The organism is Xanthomonas theicola, from assembly GCF_014236795.1.
GTDB classification, from domain to species: domain Bacteria; phylum Pseudomonadota; class Gammaproteobacteria; order Xanthomonadales; family Xanthomonadaceae; genus Xanthomonas_A; species Xanthomonas_A theicola.
On record NZ_CP049017.1, the window covers coordinates 1,367,286 to 1,384,080 of the forward strand.

Sequence of the window (16,795 nt, forward strand, 5' to 3'; positions counted from 1 at the left end):
GCGGCTGCGCCGCGGCAGGCCGATGCTGGCCGTGGCGGCCTGCGTCGATCCGCGCGGAGCGGTACCGCTGTGGGAGCGGATGAGCGCCAGCAGCGGCGCCCAGGCGCCGCCGGAGTTCTCGTCCACGCAGCCGAATCCGGGCACGCGGATCCAGAACCTGCAGGCGCTGCTGTCCAAGGCGATGGAGTACCGGCAATGCTTCGGCGAATCGGCGAAGATGGCGCAGCGGCGAGCGCGGCGCCGCGTGTCGGGCAGCTGCCTGGCGGCTGAATGTGCCGCCTGCGACCGCATGCTCATGGGCGGCGCGGGGGCATCATGCGCGTATCGCCACCGGGAGCCTCATCATGAACCGCCTGCTGCTGTTGTCGTCGCTCGGGCTGGCCGCGCTGCTGGCCGGCTGCGCCACCACCCGCCTCGGCGACGACGAGCGCCTGTCGCTGTACCGCGCCCATGCCGCCGCGCCGGTGCGCGACTTCCAGTACCTCAACCGGCTCAGCGGCTGGACCGCGCTCGGCGACAGCGCATTGGCGGTGTGGACGCGCCCCAACCAGGCCTATCTGCTGGAGCTGAGCGGCCGCTGCGCCGACCTGGATTTCGCGCCGACGATCGCCATCACCCATTTCAGCGACCGGGTGTCGGCGCGTTTCGACGACGTGATCGTGGTCGGCGGGCCGACCGCGATCCGGCTGCCGTGCCGCATCCAGAGCATCCGCCCGCTCGACGTGAAGGCGCTGCGCACTTCGGAAAAGGAACTGCGCCAGGCCAAGGTGCAAGCGCGCACGCAGCAGCGGGCGCCGGGCGAGCAGGACGGGGCGGCGACGCGCTAGAGCATTTTCGATTCTTGTGTTTGTAGCCAGCGCAGTGTTGTGGGTGGCGACTTCAGTGGCGAGAGGCTCTACACTGTAAAGTTAGCCGCGACCGATGGCCCGAGGCCACCGGGAGTCGCTCCCGCCAGTGGCATCACTTGGATCGAAAGTGCTCTGGCGACCTGACGGGAGCAGACCGCGCCGGGGGGGAAGCCGTTCCGCAGCGCGCCCGCTGCGCCGGCGGTCCAGCTTCGCGCACCGCCGGCGCCGATGCCGGGGCATCGTCCGGAGCGCGCATTGCCGCAAGCGTTTTGCCGCGGAAACCGTCGTCGTGGGCGCCGCGGCGGCCGCGCGCCGCGCTCAGGATTCCTGCTCGGGTTGGACGTAGCTTTCGGGTTTGGCGGCGTTGCCGTGGAACAGGAACTTTTCCAGCTCCGCCTCCAGCAATGCGCGGTGCTTGGGATCGCGCGGCGACAGCCGGTTCTCGTTGATCAGCATGGTCTGGTGCGCCAGCCATGCCTGCCAGCCGGCCTTGCCGATCTGCGCGAACACGCGCTGGCCGATGTCGCCGGGATACGGCACGTAGTCGAGGCCTTCGGCGTCGCGTTGCTGGTACTGGCAGAAGACGGTGCGGGACATGGCGGTTCCTGGTGGCGCGGCGGGCGAGGATCAGAGGCCGTCGAGCAGTGTGCGGATCGGGGCGGGCAGGCCGAGTGCGGACAGGTCGGCACGCGCCACCCAGCGCAGGCCGTCATTGTCGCGTACCGCGTCGCGCAAGGCGACCTTGCGCAGGCGCAGCGGCTGCAGGTGCAGCCGGTAGTGGCTAAAGGTGTGGACGATGGGCGGCATCGGCTCGGCGTCGTCGAAGTCGCGGCCGCGGGTTTCGCGCTCGAACCAGGCGCGCAGCGCGGTCTCGCTCTCGGCCTGCGGTAGCGTCCACAGCGAGGCCCAGATGCCGCTGGGCGGGCGCCGCTGCAGCAGCAGGTCGCCGGCGGCGTTCTCCAGCAGCAGCGCCACCGCCTCGCGCTCGGGCAGCGGCTTGCCCGGCTTGGGCGTGGGCAGGGCCTCGGTCAGGCCGTCGCGGCGCGCCACGCAGTCGTGCTGCAGCGGGCACAGCACGCAGGCGGGGTTGGCGCGGGTGCACAGGGTCGCGCCGAAATCCATCTGCGCCTGGGTGTAGTCGGCCATGCGCCCGTCGGCGACCGTGGTTACGTGCGCCTGCGCGATCGCCCACAGCGGCTTCTCCACCGTCGGCAGGCCGGGATGGCCGGCGATGCCGTGGTAGCGGGTCAGCACGCGCTTGACGTTGCCGTCCAGGATCGGGAAGCGGTCGTTCCACGCCTGGCTCAGGATCGCGCCGGCGGTGCTGCGGCCGATCCCGGGCAGCGCGTGCAGCGCGTCGAAATCGCGCGGCAGCTCGCCGCCATGCAGTTCCACGCAGCGCCTGGCCGCGGCATGCAGGTTGCGCGCGCGGGCGTAGTAGCCCAGCCCGGCCCATTGCGCCATCACCGCGTCGTTGTCGGCGGCGGCCAGGTCGGGCAGGGTCGCGAAGTGCTGCAGGAAGCGCAGGAAATACGGGATCACCACCGACACCTGGGTCTGCTGCAGCATGATTTCCGACAGCCACACGCGGTAGGGGCTGCGCGGGTGCTGCCAGGGCAGGTCGTGGCGCCCGCTGTGGTCGAACCAGGCGAGCAGGCGGGGGGCGAAGGTGTCCGGGAGCTGGCGCATGCTGGCAGGAAGTCGTTCCTTCTCCCACCGGGAGAAGCTGCCCCGAAGGGGCGGATGAGGGGACGGGCGAAGCCACGTGCGGTTCGAACAGCGCCAACGCTTGCGCGCCGTAGCCTCACCCCAACGCCTCTCCCGATGGGAGAGGCGTTGAGAGGTCAGGCGCCGAGGGCGTCGGGCAGCAGGGCGTCGACGAAGGCTTCGGCGTCGAACACGCGCAGGTCTTCCGGGCGCTCGCCGATGCCTGCGTAACGGATCGGGATGCCGAACTCGCGCGCCAGCGCGAACATCACGCCGCCCTTGGCGGTGCCGTCGAGCTTGGTCACCACCAGGCCGGTGACGCCGACCGCGGCATGGAACTGGCGCAGCTGCGACAGCGCGTTCTGGCCGGTGGTGCCGTCGATCACCATCAGCACCTCGTGCGGCGCGGCCGGGTCGAGCTTGCCGAGCACGCGGCGGATCTTGCCCAATTCGTTCATCAGCCCGGTCTGGGTGTGCAGGCGCCCGGCGGTGTCGGCGATCAGCACCTCGGTGCCGCGCGCCTTGCCGGCCTGCAGCGCATCGAACGCGACCGAGGCGGCGTCGGCGTTCTGGCCCTGCGCGATCACGCTCACGCCGTTGCGATCGCCCCAGGCCTGCAGCTGCGCCACCGCGGCGGCGCGGAAGGTGTCGCCGGCGGCCAGCATCAGGCTGTGGCCGTCGTCCTTGAAGCGCTTGGCCAGCTTGCCGATGGTGGTGGTCTTGCCGACGCCGTTGACGCCGACCGTGAGCACCACGAAGGGTTTGGCGCTGCGGTCGATCTGCAACGGTTCGGCGACCGGCTGCAGGATCGCGATCAGGTCGGCGCGCAGCGCGCGCAGCAGCGCCTGGGCGTCGGCGAACTCGCGCGCCTTCATGCGCTTGCGCAGGTTCTCGATCAGCGCGGTGCTCGCCGGCACGCCGACATCGGCGGTGATCAGCGCGGTCTCGATCTCGTCGAGCAGGTCGTCGTCGAGCTTGGGATTGCGCGAGAACAGGCCGCCGAAGCTGCGTGCGATGGCGCTGTTGCGCAGGCGCTCGCGCCAGCCGGGCTTGCCGGCGGCCGCGGCGGGCGCGGCATCGCTGCGCCGCAGGTCGCCATCGGCGGCGAGCGCGCTTGCCGGGAGCGGCGTGGGCACGGGCGCGGCGGGCGCCGCCGCTGCGGCAGGAGCGGCTGGGGCCGGCGTCGGCACGCGCGCTTCGGCTGGCGCGGTCGGGGCCTGCGGCGGCCGCGGCGCGGTGCCGGGTTGCGGCACCGTGACCGGCGTGGGCGGCAACGGTACGGCGGCGCTCGGGCGGCTGTCCTCGCGTGCCACCGGCGCTGCGGCTGGCGCGACCTGCGGCGAGGCGGGTTCGGCAACAGGGGCTTGGGCGGCGGCTGGCTCGGCGGCGGGCGTTGCGCCGGCCGGCTTGGGGAAGGCGGCAGCCAGCTCCTCGATGCTGTAGCGCTGGGTGCTGCGGCTATCACCAGCGCGGTCCTGGTGCTTGTTGCGACGGAATAGGCTGACCATGGATAACGCGTGGACCGTAAACCAAGAATGCTACCACTTGTGCCTGTTACGCCTGGGTGGGGGAAGGGCGGGACCTGGGACTCGAACAACGGGAGTCGGTACAGCTTCTTCAGTTCGCGGTGTCGCGCTTTTCCGAGTCCCCAGTCCCGGCTCTTCAGAGCTTCCCTTTCATCGACCGGTAATCCCGCGGCGTCATCCCGACCGTGGCCTTGAACTGGCGCGCGAACGCGCTCTGGTCGGCGAAGCCGCACGCCTGGCCGATGCTGGCGATGCTGTCCTGGCTGTGCAGCAGGCGCATCGCCGCCTCGATGCGCATCTTGGTCAGCAACTGCTGCGGGGTCAGCTGGAACACGCGGCGGAAGTGCCGCTCCAACTGCGCCACCGACAGTTCCGCCAGGTCGGCCAGGGTCTGCACGCGCAGGTTGTCGCCGTAGCGCGACTGCATATGCTCCATCGCGCGGCTGATGCGTTCGTAGGCCGAGTGGCGGCTGTCGGGCTGGCCCAGGTCGCGGGAGATGCCGACCACGCCGATCACTTCGTCCTGTTCGCACAGCGGACGCTTGAAGGTCAGGCACCAGCCCGGGGTGCGGTTCGGGAACAGATGCACTTCCAACTGGTTCTCGATCATCTCCCCGCACAGCACGCGCCGGTCCTGCATCAGGTAGCTGCCGCCCAGCGGCAGCGGGAATACTTCCAGCGCCGACTTGCCGATCAGGTCGGCGCGGTACTTCTTGCCCAGGCGCCGCACCAGGGTCAGGTTGACGTGGGTGTAGCGGCCGTCGCGGTCCTTGACGAAGAACACCACGTCCGGCAGCGCATCGAACAGCGTCTGCATTTCCAGTGCCGAAATCAAGGTATCCATCTGCACTCACCGGGCGGTTGCGGGCGGCTGCGGCGAGCACGCCGCGGCGTGCCCCCATGCTGCGATCCTAGCCTAAATCAAGGCTCGCCAGACGAACGGGGTTGTGCGAATTTCCGCATTCGTGACAGACAAACGCTGCTAGCCGGCGGCGGGCGGGAATGTGAGCATGGATCCATGCATACGCTCGATGTGATCGACTCCCACAGCGGCGGCGAACCGACCCGGGTCGTCGTCGCAGGCTTTCCCGACCTGGGCGCCGGCCCGCTGCCGCAGCGGCGCGACCTGTTCCGCGATCGCTTCGACCGCTGGCGCAGCGCCATCGCCTGCGAGCCGCGCGGCTCGGACACGATGGTCGGTGCGCTGCTGCTGCCGCCGATCGCGGCCGACGCGTGCGCGGCGGTGATCTTCTTTAACAATGTCGGCTATCTGGGCATGTGCGGCCACGGCACCATCGGCCTGGTGCGCACGCTGGCCGAGCTGGGCCGGCTGGCGCCGGGCGCGCACCGCATCGAGACTCCGGTGGGGACGGTCGCCGTGGAGCTGCACGACGATGGGCGGGTGTCGGTGGACAACGTGGAAAGCTACCGCCACGCCGCCGGCGTCCAGGTGCAGGTGCCGGGCTACGGCCGCGTGCGCGGCGATGTGGCCTGGGGCGGCAACTGGTTCTTCGTCACCGCGCAGACGCCGTGCGCGCTGGAGCTGCGCAATCAGCGTGCGCTGACCGCCTACACCCAGGCGCTGCGGCTGGCGCTGGAGGCGGCCGGGATCCGCGGCGCCGATGGCGGCGAGATCGACCACATCGAGATCAACGGCCCGGCGCCGGACGCCGGCGCCGACGCGCGCAACTTCGTGCTGTGCCCCGGCCTGGCCTACGACCGTTCGCCGTGCGGCACCGGGACCAGCGCCAAGCTGGCGTGCCTGGCCGCCGACGGCAAGCTGGCCGCGGGCCAGGTCTGGCGCCAGCAGGGCATCCTCGGCAGCGTGTTCGAGGCCAGCTACGTGGACGGGAGCGGCGGCGTGCTGCCGCGGATCACCGGGCAGGCCTATGTCACCGCCCGTTCGCAACTGCTGATCCAGGCGCAGGATCCATTCGCCTGGGGCATCGGCGCCGAATGAGCGGCTTGGACCTGATCGTCGTCGGCGCCGGCATCGTCGGCGCGGCCTGCGCCGATGCGGCCGCGGCCGCCGGGCTACGGGTGGCGATCGTCGAGTCGGGCAGCATCGGCGGCGGCTCCACCGCCGCGGCGATGGGCCACCTGGTGGCGATGGACGAGGATCCGGCGGAACTGGCGCTGTCGGCGTATTCGCTGCGCTTGTGGGAAGAATTCGCGCAGTTGCCGGCGGCCGAGTTCAGCCGCTGCGGCACGCTGTGGGTGGCGCGGCAGGCGCGCGAGCTGGAGGCGATCCCGGGCAAGATCCAGCGCCTGGCCGCGGCCGGCGTGCGCGCCGAGGCGGTCGATGCCGAGGCGCTGTACCGGCTGGAACCGGCGCTGGTGCCGGGCCTGGCCGGCGGCATGCGCGTGGCCGCCGAGGCGGTGGTGTATCCGCCGCGCATGGCGCGGCATCTGGTCGAGCGCGCGTGCGCCGCCGGCGCGCAGCTGTATGCCGGGCGCCGCGCGCTGGCGCTGGCCGGCGGCGGCCTGCGCCTGGACGACGGCAGCCGCCTGAGCGGGCCGGTGCTGGTCGCCACCGGCTGCGCGCTGCCGGAGCTGTTGCCGGAACTGCCGATGCGCGCGCGCAAGGGTCAGCTGGTGATCACCGACCGCTATCCCGGCCTGGTCGGCCACCAGCTGCTGGAACTGAGCTATGCCGACAGCGCGCACGGCAGCGACGGCAGCAGCGTGGCGTTCAACGTGCAGCCGCGTCCGACCGGGCAGATCCTGATCGGCTCCTCGCGCGAGTTCGACGCCAGCGACCGCAGCGTGTCGATGCCGATGCTGCAGCGCATGCTCGAGCGCGCGTTCGCGTTCCTGCCGGCATTGCGCCAGTTGCAGGCGATCCGGGTGTGGACCGGGCTGCGCCCGGCCACGCCGGACGGCCGTCCCTATCTGGGCGCAGTGCCGCAGCGCGACGGTGTGTGGGTCGCGGCCGGCCACGAGGGGCTGGGCGTGACCACCGCGCTGGGCAGCGCGCGGCTGCTGCTGGACCTGCTGTTGCAGCGCCCGCCCGCCCTGGACCCGGCGCCGTTCGCGCCGGCGCGGGCGCTGTCGTGAGCGCGCCATTGCTGCGCCTGCAGGTCAACGGCCGGGCCGTGGACGTGCTGCCCGGCAGCAGCGTGGCCGCGGCGGTGGCGCAGGTCGCGGTGCATGTCCGCCGCTCGCGCAGCGGCCAGCCGCGCGCGCCGCTGTGCGGCATGGGCGTGTGCAGCGAATGCCGGGTGCGCATCGACGGCGTCGCCCAGCTGCGCGCCTGCATCACCCCGGTGCGCGACGGCATGCAGGTGTGGACCGATGGCTGAGCCGCGCGCGCTGCATTACGACGTGGTCGTCGCCGGTGCCGGGCCGGCCGGACTGGCGGCGGCGTTGGCCGCGGCCGGGCATGGCCGGCGCGTGGCGCTGGTCGACCTGCAGGCGCGCGCCGGCGGCCAGATCTGGCGCCACGACGTGACGCATGCGCCGCCGCGGCTGGCCGCACGCACGTTGGCGCAGCTGGCGGCGAGCAGGGTCGACTTCCTGGCGCAGACCCAACTGCTGATGGCGCAGGGCCAGCAACTGCTGGCCGACGGCCCGCAGGGCGCGCGCTGGATCGGCTACGACGCGCTGGTGCTGGCCACCGGCGCGCGCGAACTGCTGCTGCCGTTCCCCGGCTGGACCCTGCCCGGCGTCACCGGCGCCGGCGGCGCGCAGGCGCTGGCCAAGCAGGGCTGGCCGCTGGCCGGCAAGCGCGTGCTGGTCGCCGGCAGCGGGCCGCTGTTGCTGGCCTCGGCGGCGACGCTGCGCCGCCACGGCGCGCAGGTGCTGGGCATCGTCGAGCAGGCCTCGCTGCGCGCGCTGGCCGGCTTCGCCGCGCAACTGCCGTTGCGCTGGCCGGACAAGGCGCTGCAGGCGCTGGCCGTGCGTGCGCGCCTGGCCGGCGTCGGCTACCACAGCGGCAGCGTGGTGCTGTCGGCGCAGGGCGACGGCCAGCTGCAGTCCGTCGAGATCGACGGCCCGCGCGGGCGCCGCCGCATCGATTGCGATCAGCTGGCGGTCGGCTACGGACTGGTGCCGAACGTGGAGCTGGCGCAGCTGCTCTGCTGCCGCCTGGCGCGCAGCGGCGCGCATCCGTGCGTGGCGGTGGATGCGCAGCTGCGCAGCAGCGTCGAGGGCGTGTATGCGGCCGGCGAGACGCTGGGCATCGGCGGGCGCGACTGCGCGCGGGTGGAAGGCGCCATCGCCGGGCACCTGGCGGCCGGGCACGACGCCGCGGCGCAGGCGCTGCAGCCGCAGCGGCGCCGCGCGCGCGCGTTCGCCGCGCTGCTGCGACGGCAGTTCGCGCTGGACCCGCGCATCCACGCGCTGGCCGCGCCGGACACGCTGGTGTGCCGATGCGAAGACGTGCCGCTGTCGGCCTTGCGCGGCCATGCCGACCTGCGCGACGCCAAGCTGGTGTCGCGCTGCGGCATGGGCGCCTGCCAGGGCCGTATCTGCGGCAGCGCGCTGACCGAGCTGGGGCTGGCGCCGCGTCGCGCCGATTTTTCCGACGACGGCCGCCGGCCGCCGCTGTTCCCGGTGCGCCTGGACGCGCTCGCCCAATCGCTTCCCGATCCGCTGCTTCCCGAACCTCCACTGGCAACCCTCGACAAAGGCGTCATCCCATGAGCAAGGCTTCCTTCTGGTACGGCGTGCTGCCGGCCATCACCACGCCGTTCGATGCCGACGGCGGCATCGACCACGCGTTCCTGGCCAAGCATGCGCAGTTCATGGTCGACGCCGGCTGCACCGCGATCGTGCCGCTGGGCTCGCTCGGCGAGGCCGCCACGCTCGGCTTCGACGACAAGGTCGCGATCCTGAAGACCCTGGTGCAGGCGCTGGACGGCCGCATCCCGGTGGTGCCGGGCATCGCCGCGCTGTCCACCGGCGAGGCCGTGCGCCTGGCGCAGGCGGCCAAGCAGATCGGCTGCGGCGGGATCATGGTGCTGCCGCCGTACGTGTACTCCACCGACTGGCGCGAGATGGGCGCGCATGCACGCGCGGTCATCGCCGCCACCGACCTGCCGGTGATCCTGTACAACAACCCGGTCGCCTACAAGACCGATTTCAGCCCGGCGCAGATCGCCGAGCTGGCCGCCGAATTCCCGAACCTGGAAGCGGTCAAGGAATCCTCCGGCGACGTGCGCCGCTTCGCCGCGCTGGGCGAGCTGCTCGACGACCGCCTGGTGCTGCTGGTGGGCATGGACGATGCGATCGTCGAGGGCCTGAGCATGGGCGCCAAGGGCTGGATCGCCGGCCTGGTCAACGCCTACCCCAAGGAGTCGGTGCAGCTGTTCGAGCTGGCCCGCGACGGCGGCTACACGGCGGCCAAGGCGCTGTACGACTGGTTCCTGCCGCTGCTGCGCCTGGACACCGTGCCCAAGTTCGTGCAGCTGATCAAGCTGGTGCAGGAGAAGGTCGGCCTGGGCAGCGAGCGCGTGCGCGCGCCGCGCCTGGTCGTCGAGGGCGCCGAGCGCGAGGCGGCGCTGAAGGTGATCGACCATGCCATCGCCACCCACCCGGGGCGCTGAGATGCGCATGCAGCCGCTGTTGCTCGCCGGCCATTGGCAGCCGTCGCTGGAGGCGCGCGGCAGCTTCCGCGCCGAGGACCCGCGCGACGGGAAAGCGTTCGGGCCGCAGTTCCCGGTCAGCGGCGCCGCCGACCTGGAAGCGGCGCTGAGCGCGGCGGTGCTGGTCGCCGACGTGCTGGCCGCGGCCGCGCCCGAGCGCATCGCCGGCTTCCTCGATGCCTACGCCGCGGCGATCGATGCCGACGTGGCGCAGTTGGTGGCGCTGGCGCATGCCGAGACCGGCCTGCCGGTCGAACCGCGCCTGGCCAAGGTGGAGTTGCCGCGCGCCAGCGGGCAGCTGCGCCAGGCCGCGCAGGCGGTGCGCCGCCATAGCTGGACGCAGCCGGTGATCGACACCGCGGCCGGGCTGCGCGCACAACTGGGGCCGCTGCACAAGCCGGTGCTGGTGTTCGGGCCCAACAACTTCCCGTTCGCGTTCAACGCGGTGGCCGGCAGCGATTTCGCCTCGGCCATCGCCGCGCGCAATCCGGTCATCGCCAAGGCGCATCCCTCGCATCCGGCCACCAGCCAGCGCCTGGCGCAACTCGCGCACCAGGCGCTGCTGGACAACGGCCTGCCGGCCGCGGCGGTGCAACTGCTGTACCACGTCGACAACACGCTGGGCCTGGAGCTGGCCGGCGATCCGCGGCTGGGCGCAATCGGTTTCACCGGCAGCCGTGCCGGCGGTCTGGCGCTGAAGGCCGCGGCCGACTGCGCCGGGGTGCCGGCCTACGTGGAGCTGTCCAGCGTCAATCCGGTGTTCCTGCTGCCGGGCGTGCTGGCCGAGCGCGGCGCGGCGCTGGCGCAGGAGTTCTTCGCCTCGTGCACGATGGGCAGCGGCCAGTTCTGCACCAATCCCGGCATCGTGGTGGTGCCCGGGGGCGAGGCCGGTGATGCGTTCGTCGCCGCGGCCAGCGCGCACTTCGCCGCGGCCGCGCCGAGCCTGCTGTTCTCGCGCGGCGTGCTCGACCACCTGCAGCGCGGCGTGGCCACGCTGCGCAACGCCGGCGCGGCGGTCCTAGCCGGCGGCGAGGCGGCGCCGGCGCCGGGCTACCGGCACGCGCCGACCCTGCTGGCGGTGTCGGCGCAGGCCTTCCTGCAACAGCCCGAGGCGCTGCAGACCGAGGCGTTCGGCCCGGTCAGCCTGGTGGTGCGCGTGGCCGGCCTGGCGGAGACGACCGCGCTGGCGCACAGCCTGGAGGGCAACCTCACCGGCACCGTGTACCGCGCCGCCGACGGCAGCGACGACCTGCTCTTCGCCGCGGTGGCCGCGGTGCTGCGGCCGCGGGTGGGACGCCTGATCTGCAACAAGATGCCGACCGGCGTGGCGGTCAGCGCGGCGATGAACCATGGCGGGCCGTATCCGAGCACCGGCCATCCGGGCTTCACCGCGGTCGGCATGCCGGCCGCGATCCGCCGCTTCGCCGCGCTGCACAGCTACGACGGCCTGCCCGATGCGCTGCTGCCGGCGTTGCTGCGCGACCGCAATCCCGGCGGCGTGCAGCGCCTGATCGACGGCTACTGGAGCACTGCCGACGTGGAGCGCACGGCATGAGCGCGGCGGCGCAGATCGGCGGGCTGAGCCTGGCCATGGCGCATGCGCAGTTGGTGCCGTGGCGCGAGCAGGCGCCGCCGATCCAGCTGCAGGAATACCGGCAGCGGCTGGCGCGGGCGCGCGAGTTGCTGCGCGCGCAGGGCGCCGATGCGCTGCTGATCGGCGCCGGCGCCTCGTTGCGCTACTTCACCGGGGTGCCATGGGGCGCCAGCGAGCGCCTGGTGGCGATGTTGCTGACCGCCGAGGGCGATCCATTGCTGATCTGCCCGGCGTTCGAGGAAGGCTCGCTCGACGCGGTGCTGCGCATTCCGGTGCGCAAGCGGCTGTGGGAGGAGCACGAGGACCCGCATGCGCTGGTCGCCGAGGCGCTGAGCGAACTCGGCGCGCAGGCGCTGGCCCTGGATCCGGGCATCGCCTTCGCCGTGCACAGCGGCTTGAGCGCGGTGCTGGACCGCATCGCGATCCGCGACGCGACGCCGATCGTGGACGGCTGCCGCATGCGCAAGTCGGCCGCGGAACTGGCGCTGATGCAGCAGGCCTGCGACATGACCCTGCAGGTGCAGCGCCTGGCCGCCGGCCTGCTCCACGAAGGCATCGCCAGCGCCGAACTGGTGCGCTTCATCGACCAGGCGCATCGCGCGCTCGGCGCCGACGACGGCTCCACCTTCTGCATCGTGCAGTTCGGCCATGCCACTGCGTACCCGCACGGCATTCCCGGGGTGCAGACGCTGCGCCCGGGGGAACTGGTGCTGATCGACACCGGCTGCACCGTGCACGGCTACCATTCCGACATCACCCGCACCTACATCTTCGGCGAGCCGAGCGAGCAGCAGCGGCGCATCTGGCAGCTGGAGCACGATGCGCAGGCGGCCGCGTTCGCCGCGGTGCGTCCGGGCGTGAGCTGCGCCGCGGTGGACCAGGCGGCGCGCGATGTGCTGCAGGCGGCCGGCCTGGGCCCGGACTACCGCTTGCCGGGATTGCCGCACCGCACCGGCCATGGCTGCGGCATGAGCATCCACGAGGCGCCGTACCTGGTGCGCGGCAACGCGCTGGCGCTGGCGCCGGGCATGTGCTGCAGCAACGAGCCGATGATCGTGGTGCCGGGCGAGTTCGGCGTGCGCCTGGAAGACCATTTCTACGTCACCGAACACGGCGCGCAGTGGTTCACCCCGCCGTCGCCGGCGATCGACCGGCCGTTCGCCTGATGCACGACGGCAGCCATGGCATCGTGCTGGCCGGGCACCGCGCCGCTGCCTGGGTTTCCCTGGGTTACCGGAGTCGGCCGATGCGATCGATTCGCCTGTTCGTCCCCGGCGCACTGGCCTTGGCGCTGCTGGGCGCCTGCCAGCCCGCCCCGCCGCCGGCGCCGACACCGAGTCAGGCCTTCGCCGCGCCGCTGCAGCCGGTCGGCGGCATCCGGTTGGCGCTGCCGGGCTACGCGCCGGCGTTCCCGTTCGCCAGCGTCAGGGACGAGGAGGACTCCATCGCGCGGCTGCAGGCGATCCGGACGCTGCTCGGCCAGGTCGTGGCGCTGTCGCGCGCCGGCGCCAGGGATGGGCTGGTGCAGCCGAAGTGCCCGCTCGAGCGCATTCCGGCGCGGCTGCGCGAGATCGCCGCGCCGGTCGGCGCCGACAGTCCGTTCGCGCTGCCGCTGAAGCGCTTCCCCGACGCGGTGCCGGCGGCCGAGCGTGCGCGCCGGCGCGACTTCTTCCACGCGCACCCGTCCGACGACCAGCCCGGCATCCAGGCCGAGACCGACCGCTACATCGTGTGGCCGGGCCGGGCGCTGGGCTACAAGCTCGGCGAACTCGACATCCTGGTGCTGCGCGAGAAGGCCAAGCGCGAACTTGGTCCGCGCTTGGACCTGCGCGCCTTCCACGATCGGATCCGCGGCGGCGGCGCGATGCGGCTGGATCTGCTCGACGCGCGCATCGCGGCCTGGATCGCCCAGGCCAAGGCCGGCCCGTCCACCACTCCGGAGAAACCGCGATGAACCTCAGTCCCCGACTCCGTGCGCCGCTGCTGCTGGCGATCGTCTGTGCGCTCGCCGGGCAGGGCGCCCGCGCGGCGGCGCCGGTGCAAGCCGCCGCCGCGCCCGTCGCCAGCGCCGCCGCCGCGCGCTTCAAGGCGCTGTACCTGCGCGAATGGAAGTGGCGCCAGGCGCAGTTCGCTGGCGCCGACGACGAGGACAGCCAGGGCGCCGCGGCCGACCATCTGCCGAAAGTGGACCTGGCCACGCAGAACCAGCGCACCACATACTGGCAGCAGGTGCTGCGCGAACTGGACGCGATCGACCAGGCGCAGCTGTCGGCGCAGGACCAGGTGAACTACCAGGTCTACCGGCAGCAGTTGCAGGTGTTGCTCGACCAGCAGCGCTTCCGCGGCTGGGAGATGCCGTTCAACAGCGACAGCGCGTTCTGGAGCGATCTGGGCTTCACCGCACGCAGCACGCTGCACAGCCGCCAGGACTACCAGCGCTACCTCGGCCAGCTGGCCGACATCCGGCGCTACTTCGACGAGCAGATCGCCAACATGCGCGCCGGCCTGGCGCGCGGTTTCGCGCAGCCGAAGGTCACCCTGGACGGCCGCGACCAGTCGATCGCCGAGGTCGCCCAGGCGCAGGGCGAGCGGAACCTGTTCTACACGCCCTTCAAGCGGATGCCGGCGGCGATTCCCGCCGCGGTGCAGGCGCAGTTGCGCGCGCAGGCGCGCACGGCGATCGCGCAGCAGGTGGTTCCGGCCTACGCCAAGCTGCTGCGCTTCATGTGCGAGGAATACCTGCCGAAGGTGCGCCCGGCGCTGGCCGCCGAGTCGCTGCCCGACGGCGCCGCCTACTACCGCGCGCAGATCCGCGAATACACCACGTTGGACATGAGCCCGGAGCAGATCCACGCGGTCGGGTTGAAGGAAGTGGCGCGGCTGCGCAAGGAGATGGACCAGGCGATCGCCGACAGCGGCTTCAAGACCCCACCCGGGCAGCAGACGTTCCCGGCGTTCCTGCATTACCTGCGCACCGATCCGAAGTTCTACGCCAAGACCCCCGAGGAACTGCTCAAGGACGCGGCCTGGATCGCCAAGCGGGTGGACGCCAAGGTCGGCGACTACATCGGCCGCCTGCCGCGGCGCCGCTTCGCGATCGAACCGGTGCCGGCGGAACTGGCGCCGTTCTACACCGGCGGCCGCGGCGGCCCGGGCATCTATCTGGTCAACACCTACGACCTGCCGTCGCGGCCGCTGTACAACCTGACCGCACTGACCCTGCACGAATCCTCGCCCGGCCACGCACTGCAGATGCCGCTGGCGGCCGAGCAGGACGACCTGCCGGACTTCCGCCGCTACACCTTCATTTCCGCCTACGGCGAGGGGTGGGCGGTGTACTCGGAGTACCTGGGCCTGGAGATGGGCCTGTACGACACCCCGTACGACCGCTTCGGCTACCTGACCTATCAGATGTGGCGCGCGTGCCGGCTGGTCATCGACACCGGCATCCACCACGACGGCTGGAGCCGCGCGCAGGCGCAGGCCTTCCTGCGCGACAACACCGCGCTGAGCGAGCATGAGGTGACCACCGAGGTGGACCGCTACATCGCCTGGCCCGGGCAGGCGCTGTCGTACTACCTGGGCGAGCTGAAAATCCTGGAATTGCGGCGCAAGGCCGAGCAGGCGCTGGGTGAGAAGTTCGACATCCGCGCCTTCCACGATGCGATCCTGGAAACCGGCTCGGTGCCGCTGCCGGTGCTGGAGCAGCGCATCGACCGCTTCATCGCCGACGGCGGCACGTCGCCGTGGTCGGAGCCATCCGCCACGTCCGGGCAGCACTAATGCCGCTGTGTTTTGCAGGAGCGGCTGCGGCCGCGTCAGGCCGCCGCCGGTAACATGCGGTCGCGGCCGCCGCCGCGCCGACAGCACCAGCAGTCGCATCGCCGATCACGATCTTCCAGCGGGGATACCATGGCCACACAAGGCAAGTTCCACAAGCGTCTGAACCTGACCGACCTGACTTTCATCGGGCTCGGTTCGATCTTCGGCTCCGGTTGGCTGTTCTCGGCCAGCCACGTGTCGGCCATCGCCGGCCCGGCCGGCATCGTGTCGTGGATCGCCGGGGGCGTGGCGGTGCTGCTGCTGGGCCTGGTGTATTGCGAACTGGGCGCGGCGCTGCCGCGCGCCGGCGGGGTGGTGCGCTATCCAGAGTATTCGCACGGCGCGCTGCTCGGCTGGCTGATGGGCTTCATCACCCTGATCGCGTTCTCCAGCCTGATCGCGATCGAGGTCGAGGCGGCGCGCCAGTACGCCGCGGCCTGGTTCCCGTCGCTGAACCAGGCCGGCAGCAGTCATCCCAGCGTCGGCGGCTGGCTGTTGCAGCTCGCGCTGCTGGTGGCGTTCTTCCTGCTCAACTATTTCAGCGTCAAGACCTTCGCCACCGCCAACAACATCGTCAGCGTGTTCAAGTTCCTGGTGCCGGTGCTGGTGATCGTGCTGCTGATGGCGCACTTCAATCCGCAGAACCTGCACGTGCAGGGTTTCGCACCGTCGGGCGCGGCCGGCGTGGAGGCGGCGATCTCGGCCGGCGGCATCATCTTCGCCTACCTGGGGCTGACCCCGATCGTGTCGGTGGCCAGCGAGGTGCGCAATCCGCAGCGCAACATCCCGATCGCATTGATCCTGTCGGTGGCGCTGTCCACGGTCGTCTACGTGCTGCTGCAGCTGGCGTTCCTGGGCAGCGTGCCGGCCACGTACCTGGCGCAGGGTTGGGGCGGCATCGACAAGGCGTTCGCGCTGCCGTACCACGACATCGCGCTGGCGCTGGGCATGGGCTGGCTGGCGGCGCTGGTGATCTGCGATGCGATGATCTCGCCCAGCGGCACCGGCAACATCTACATGAACGCCACCCCGCGCGTGGTCTACGGCTGGGCGCGCAGCGGCGGCTTCCTGCCGGTGCTGACCCGGATCGATGCCAAGTCCGGCATCCCGCGCCCGGCGCTGTGGCTGAGCCTGGCGCTGTCGGTGTTCTGGACCCTGCCGTTCCCGTCGTGGGAAACGTTGATCCAGGTGGTGTCGGCGGCGCTGGTACTGAGCTATGCGGTGGCGCCGGTGACCGTGGCCGCGCTGCGCCGCAGCGCGCCGCAGCTACCGCGGCCGTTCCTGCTGCGCGGCTTTGCCGTCCTCGGCCCGTTGTCGTTCATCGTCGCCGCGCTGATCGTCTACTGGTCCACCTGGAGCACGCTGTCGTGGCTGCTCGGCCTGCAGATCGCGATGTTCGCGCTGTACGTGCTGTACAAGCTGCCGAGCGCGGCCGGGCGCGCGCAGTTGTGGCGGCAGGTGCGCGGCGCGCTGTGGCTGATCGGGTTCTTCGCCATGCTGCTGCTGGTGTCCTGCCTGGGCACCTTCGGCGGCAGCGGCTGGATCGCGCATCCCTGGGACACGCTCAGCGTCGCCGCGATCGCGTTCGGCTGCTACCACTGGGGCGCGCGCACCGGGCTGCGCAGCGACCAGCTGGCGCTGGAAGAGGACGACGGGGAGTGAGTTTTGCTCGCTTCCGTGGGAACGGCTTCAGCCGCGACAGAACTTGCTGAA

General features: G+C 71.9%; 14 protein-coding genes and 2 pseudogenes. 12 read left to right on the top strand and 4 right to left on the bottom strand.

The features are described 5' to 3' along the window. Nucleotides 1–19 precede the first annotated feature (19 nt). Both G4Q83_RS23055 and G4Q83_RS06230 read left to right on the top strand, forming a co-directional pair. Nucleotides 20–217: pseudogene (locus G4Q83_RS23055) on the top strand (M48 family peptidase); the annotation flags it as partial. A 127-nt stretch (nt 218–344) separates the two neighbouring features. Continuing rightward, complete coding sequence (locus G4Q83_RS06230; RefSeq protein ID WP_128420305.1) at nt 345–827, top strand: DUF6491 family protein; 483 nt, start codon at nt 345–347, stop codon at nt 825–827. A gap of 339 nt (nt 828–1,166) precedes the next feature. Here the strand turns inward: G4Q83_RS06230 and G4Q83_RS06235 are convergent, their stop codons facing one another. The 4 genes from G4Q83_RS06235 to G4Q83_RS06250 form a co-directional block, all read right to left on the bottom strand. Then, complete coding sequence (locus G4Q83_RS06235; protein WP_128420306.1) at nt 1,167–1,445, bottom strand: oxidative damage protection protein; 279 nt, start codon at nt 1,443–1,445, stop codon at nt 1,167–1,169. A 30-nt stretch (nt 1,446–1,475) separates the two neighbouring features. Continuing rightward, nucleotides 1,476–2,537: an A/G-specific adenine glycosylase gene (gene mutY / locus G4Q83_RS06240; RefSeq protein ID WP_128420307.1), complete on the bottom strand. Its 1,062-nt coding sequence runs from the start codon at nt 2,535–2,537 to the stop codon at nt 1,476–1,478. A 155-nt stretch (nt 2,538–2,692) separates the two neighbouring features. Continuing rightward, a complete protein-coding gene (gene ftsY, locus G4Q83_RS06245) occupies nt 2,693–4,063 on the bottom strand; it encodes a signal recognition particle-docking protein FtsY (protein ID WP_128420308.1) in 1,371 nt (456 codons plus the stop codon). Between the two features lie 154 nt (nt 4,064–4,217). Then, the gene (locus tag G4Q83_RS06250; protein WP_128420309.1) at nt 4,218–4,925 is read right to left on the bottom strand and encodes an AraC family transcriptional regulator; all 708 of its coding nucleotides are present in this window, start codon (nt 4,923–4,925) and stop codon (nt 4,218–4,220) included. Between the two features lie 174 nt (nt 4,926–5,099). Between G4Q83_RS06250 and G4Q83_RS06255 the strand changes: the two genes are divergently transcribed. The 10 genes and pseudogenes from G4Q83_RS06255 to G4Q83_RS06300 all read left to right on the top strand — a co-directional run bounded on the left by G4Q83_RS06255 (nt 5,100) and on the right by G4Q83_RS06300 (nt 16,744). Then, nucleotides 5,100–6,041: a 4-hydroxyproline epimerase gene (locus G4Q83_RS06255; RefSeq protein ID WP_128420310.1), complete on the top strand. Its 942-nt coding sequence runs from the start codon at nt 5,100–5,102 to the stop codon at nt 6,039–6,041. After that, complete coding sequence (locus tag G4Q83_RS06260; RefSeq protein ID WP_128420311.1) at nt 6,038–7,138, top strand: NAD(P)/FAD-dependent oxidoreductase; 1,101 nt, start codon at nt 6,038–6,040, stop codon at nt 7,136–7,138. The genes G4Q83_RS06255 and G4Q83_RS06260 overlap by 4 nt, the downstream gene beginning before the upstream one ends. Further along, entirely contained in the window at nt 7,135–7,383 is a 249-nt protein-coding gene (locus G4Q83_RS06265; RefSeq protein WP_246432295.1) for a (2Fe-2S)-binding protein, read from the top strand. The genes G4Q83_RS06260 and G4Q83_RS06265 overlap by 4 nt, the downstream gene beginning before the upstream one ends. Beyond that, nucleotides 7,376–8,725 (top strand): NAD(P)/FAD-dependent oxidoreductase, encoded by a 1,350-nt coding sequence (locus G4Q83_RS06270; RefSeq protein WP_128420312.1) that lies wholly within the window; start codon nt 7,376–7,378, stop codon nt 8,723–8,725. The genes G4Q83_RS06265 and G4Q83_RS06270 overlap by 8 nt, the downstream gene beginning before the upstream one ends. After that, the gene (locus G4Q83_RS06275; RefSeq protein ID WP_128420313.1) at nt 8,722–9,627 is read left to right on the top strand and encodes a dihydrodipicolinate synthase family protein; all 906 of its coding nucleotides are present in this window, start codon (nt 8,722–8,724) and stop codon (nt 9,625–9,627) included. Before G4Q83_RS06270 ends, G4Q83_RS06275 begins: the two co-directional genes overlap by 4 nt. Before the next feature lies 1 nt (nt 9,628). Further along, a complete protein-coding gene (locus G4Q83_RS06280; protein WP_128420314.1) occupies nt 9,629–11,221 on the top strand; it encodes an aldehyde dehydrogenase family protein in 1,593 nt (530 codons plus the stop codon). Further along, nucleotides 11,218–12,426 (top strand): M24 family metallopeptidase, encoded by a 1,209-nt coding sequence (locus G4Q83_RS06285; protein ID WP_128420315.1) that lies wholly within the window; start codon nt 11,218–11,220, stop codon nt 12,424–12,426. Before G4Q83_RS06280 ends, G4Q83_RS06285 begins: the two co-directional genes overlap by 4 nt. A gap of 482 nt (nt 12,427–12,908) precedes the next feature. Continuing rightward, nucleotides 12,909–13,214, top strand: a pseudogene (locus tag G4Q83_RS24490) (DUF885 family protein); the annotation flags it as partial. Beyond that, nucleotides 13,211–15,043, top strand: coding sequence for a DUF885 domain-containing protein (locus G4Q83_RS06295; RefSeq protein WP_128420317.1), 1,833 nt, complete (start codon nt 13,211–13,213; stop codon nt 15,041–15,043). The pseudogene G4Q83_RS24490 and the gene G4Q83_RS06295, both read left to right, overlap by 4 nt. 129 nt (nt 15,044–15,172) lie before the next feature. Next, the gene (locus G4Q83_RS06300; protein WP_128420318.1) at nt 15,173–16,744 is read left to right on the top strand and encodes an APC family permease; all 1,572 of its coding nucleotides are present in this window, start codon (nt 15,173–15,175) and stop codon (nt 16,742–16,744) included. Nucleotides 16,745–16,795: the final 51 nt, after the last annotated feature.

Coding starts and splice junctions, on each gene's coding strand:
- G4Q83_RS06230 (WP_128420305.1), top strand. CDS start 345: ATGAACCGCCTGCTGCTGTTGTCGTCGCTCGGGCTGGCCGCGCTGCTG.
- G4Q83_RS06235 (WP_128420306.1), bottom strand. CDS start 1,445: ATGTCCCGCACCGTCTTCTGCCAGTACCAGCAACGCGACGCCGAAGGC.
- mutY (WP_128420307.1), bottom strand. CDS start 2,537: ATGCGCCAGCTCCCGGACACCTTCGCCCCCCGCCTGCTCGCCTGGTTC.
- ftsY (WP_128420308.1), bottom strand. CDS start 4,063: ATGGTCAGCCTATTCCGTCGCAACAAGCACCAGGACCGCGCTGGTGAT.
- G4Q83_RS06250 (WP_128420309.1), bottom strand. CDS start 4,925: ATGGATACCTTGATTTCGGCACTGGAAATGCAGACGCTGTTCGATGCG.
- G4Q83_RS06255 (WP_128420310.1), top strand. CDS start 5,100: ATGCATACGCTCGATGTGATCGACTCCCACAGCGGCGGCGAACCGACC.
- G4Q83_RS06260 (WP_128420311.1), top strand. CDS start 6,038: ATGAGCGGCTTGGACCTGATCGTCGTCGGCGCCGGCATCGTCGGCGCG.
- G4Q83_RS06270 (WP_128420312.1), top strand. CDS start 7,376: ATGGCTGAGCCGCGCGCGCTGCATTACGACGTGGTCGTCGCCGGTGCC.
- G4Q83_RS06275 (WP_128420313.1), top strand. CDS start 8,722: ATGAGCAAGGCTTCCTTCTGGTACGGCGTGCTGCCGGCCATCACCACG.
- G4Q83_RS06280 (WP_128420314.1), top strand. CDS start 9,629: ATGCGCATGCAGCCGCTGTTGCTCGCCGGCCATTGGCAGCCGTCGCTG.
- G4Q83_RS06285 (WP_128420315.1), top strand. CDS start 11,218: ATGAGCGCGGCGGCGCAGATCGGCGGGCTGAGCCTGGCCATGGCGCAT.
- G4Q83_RS06295 (WP_128420317.1), top strand. CDS start 13,211: ATGAACCTCAGTCCCCGACTCCGTGCGCCGCTGCTGCTGGCGATCGTC.
- G4Q83_RS06300 (WP_128420318.1), top strand. CDS start 15,173: ATGGCCACACAAGGCAAGTTCCACAAGCGTCTGAACCTGACCGACCTG.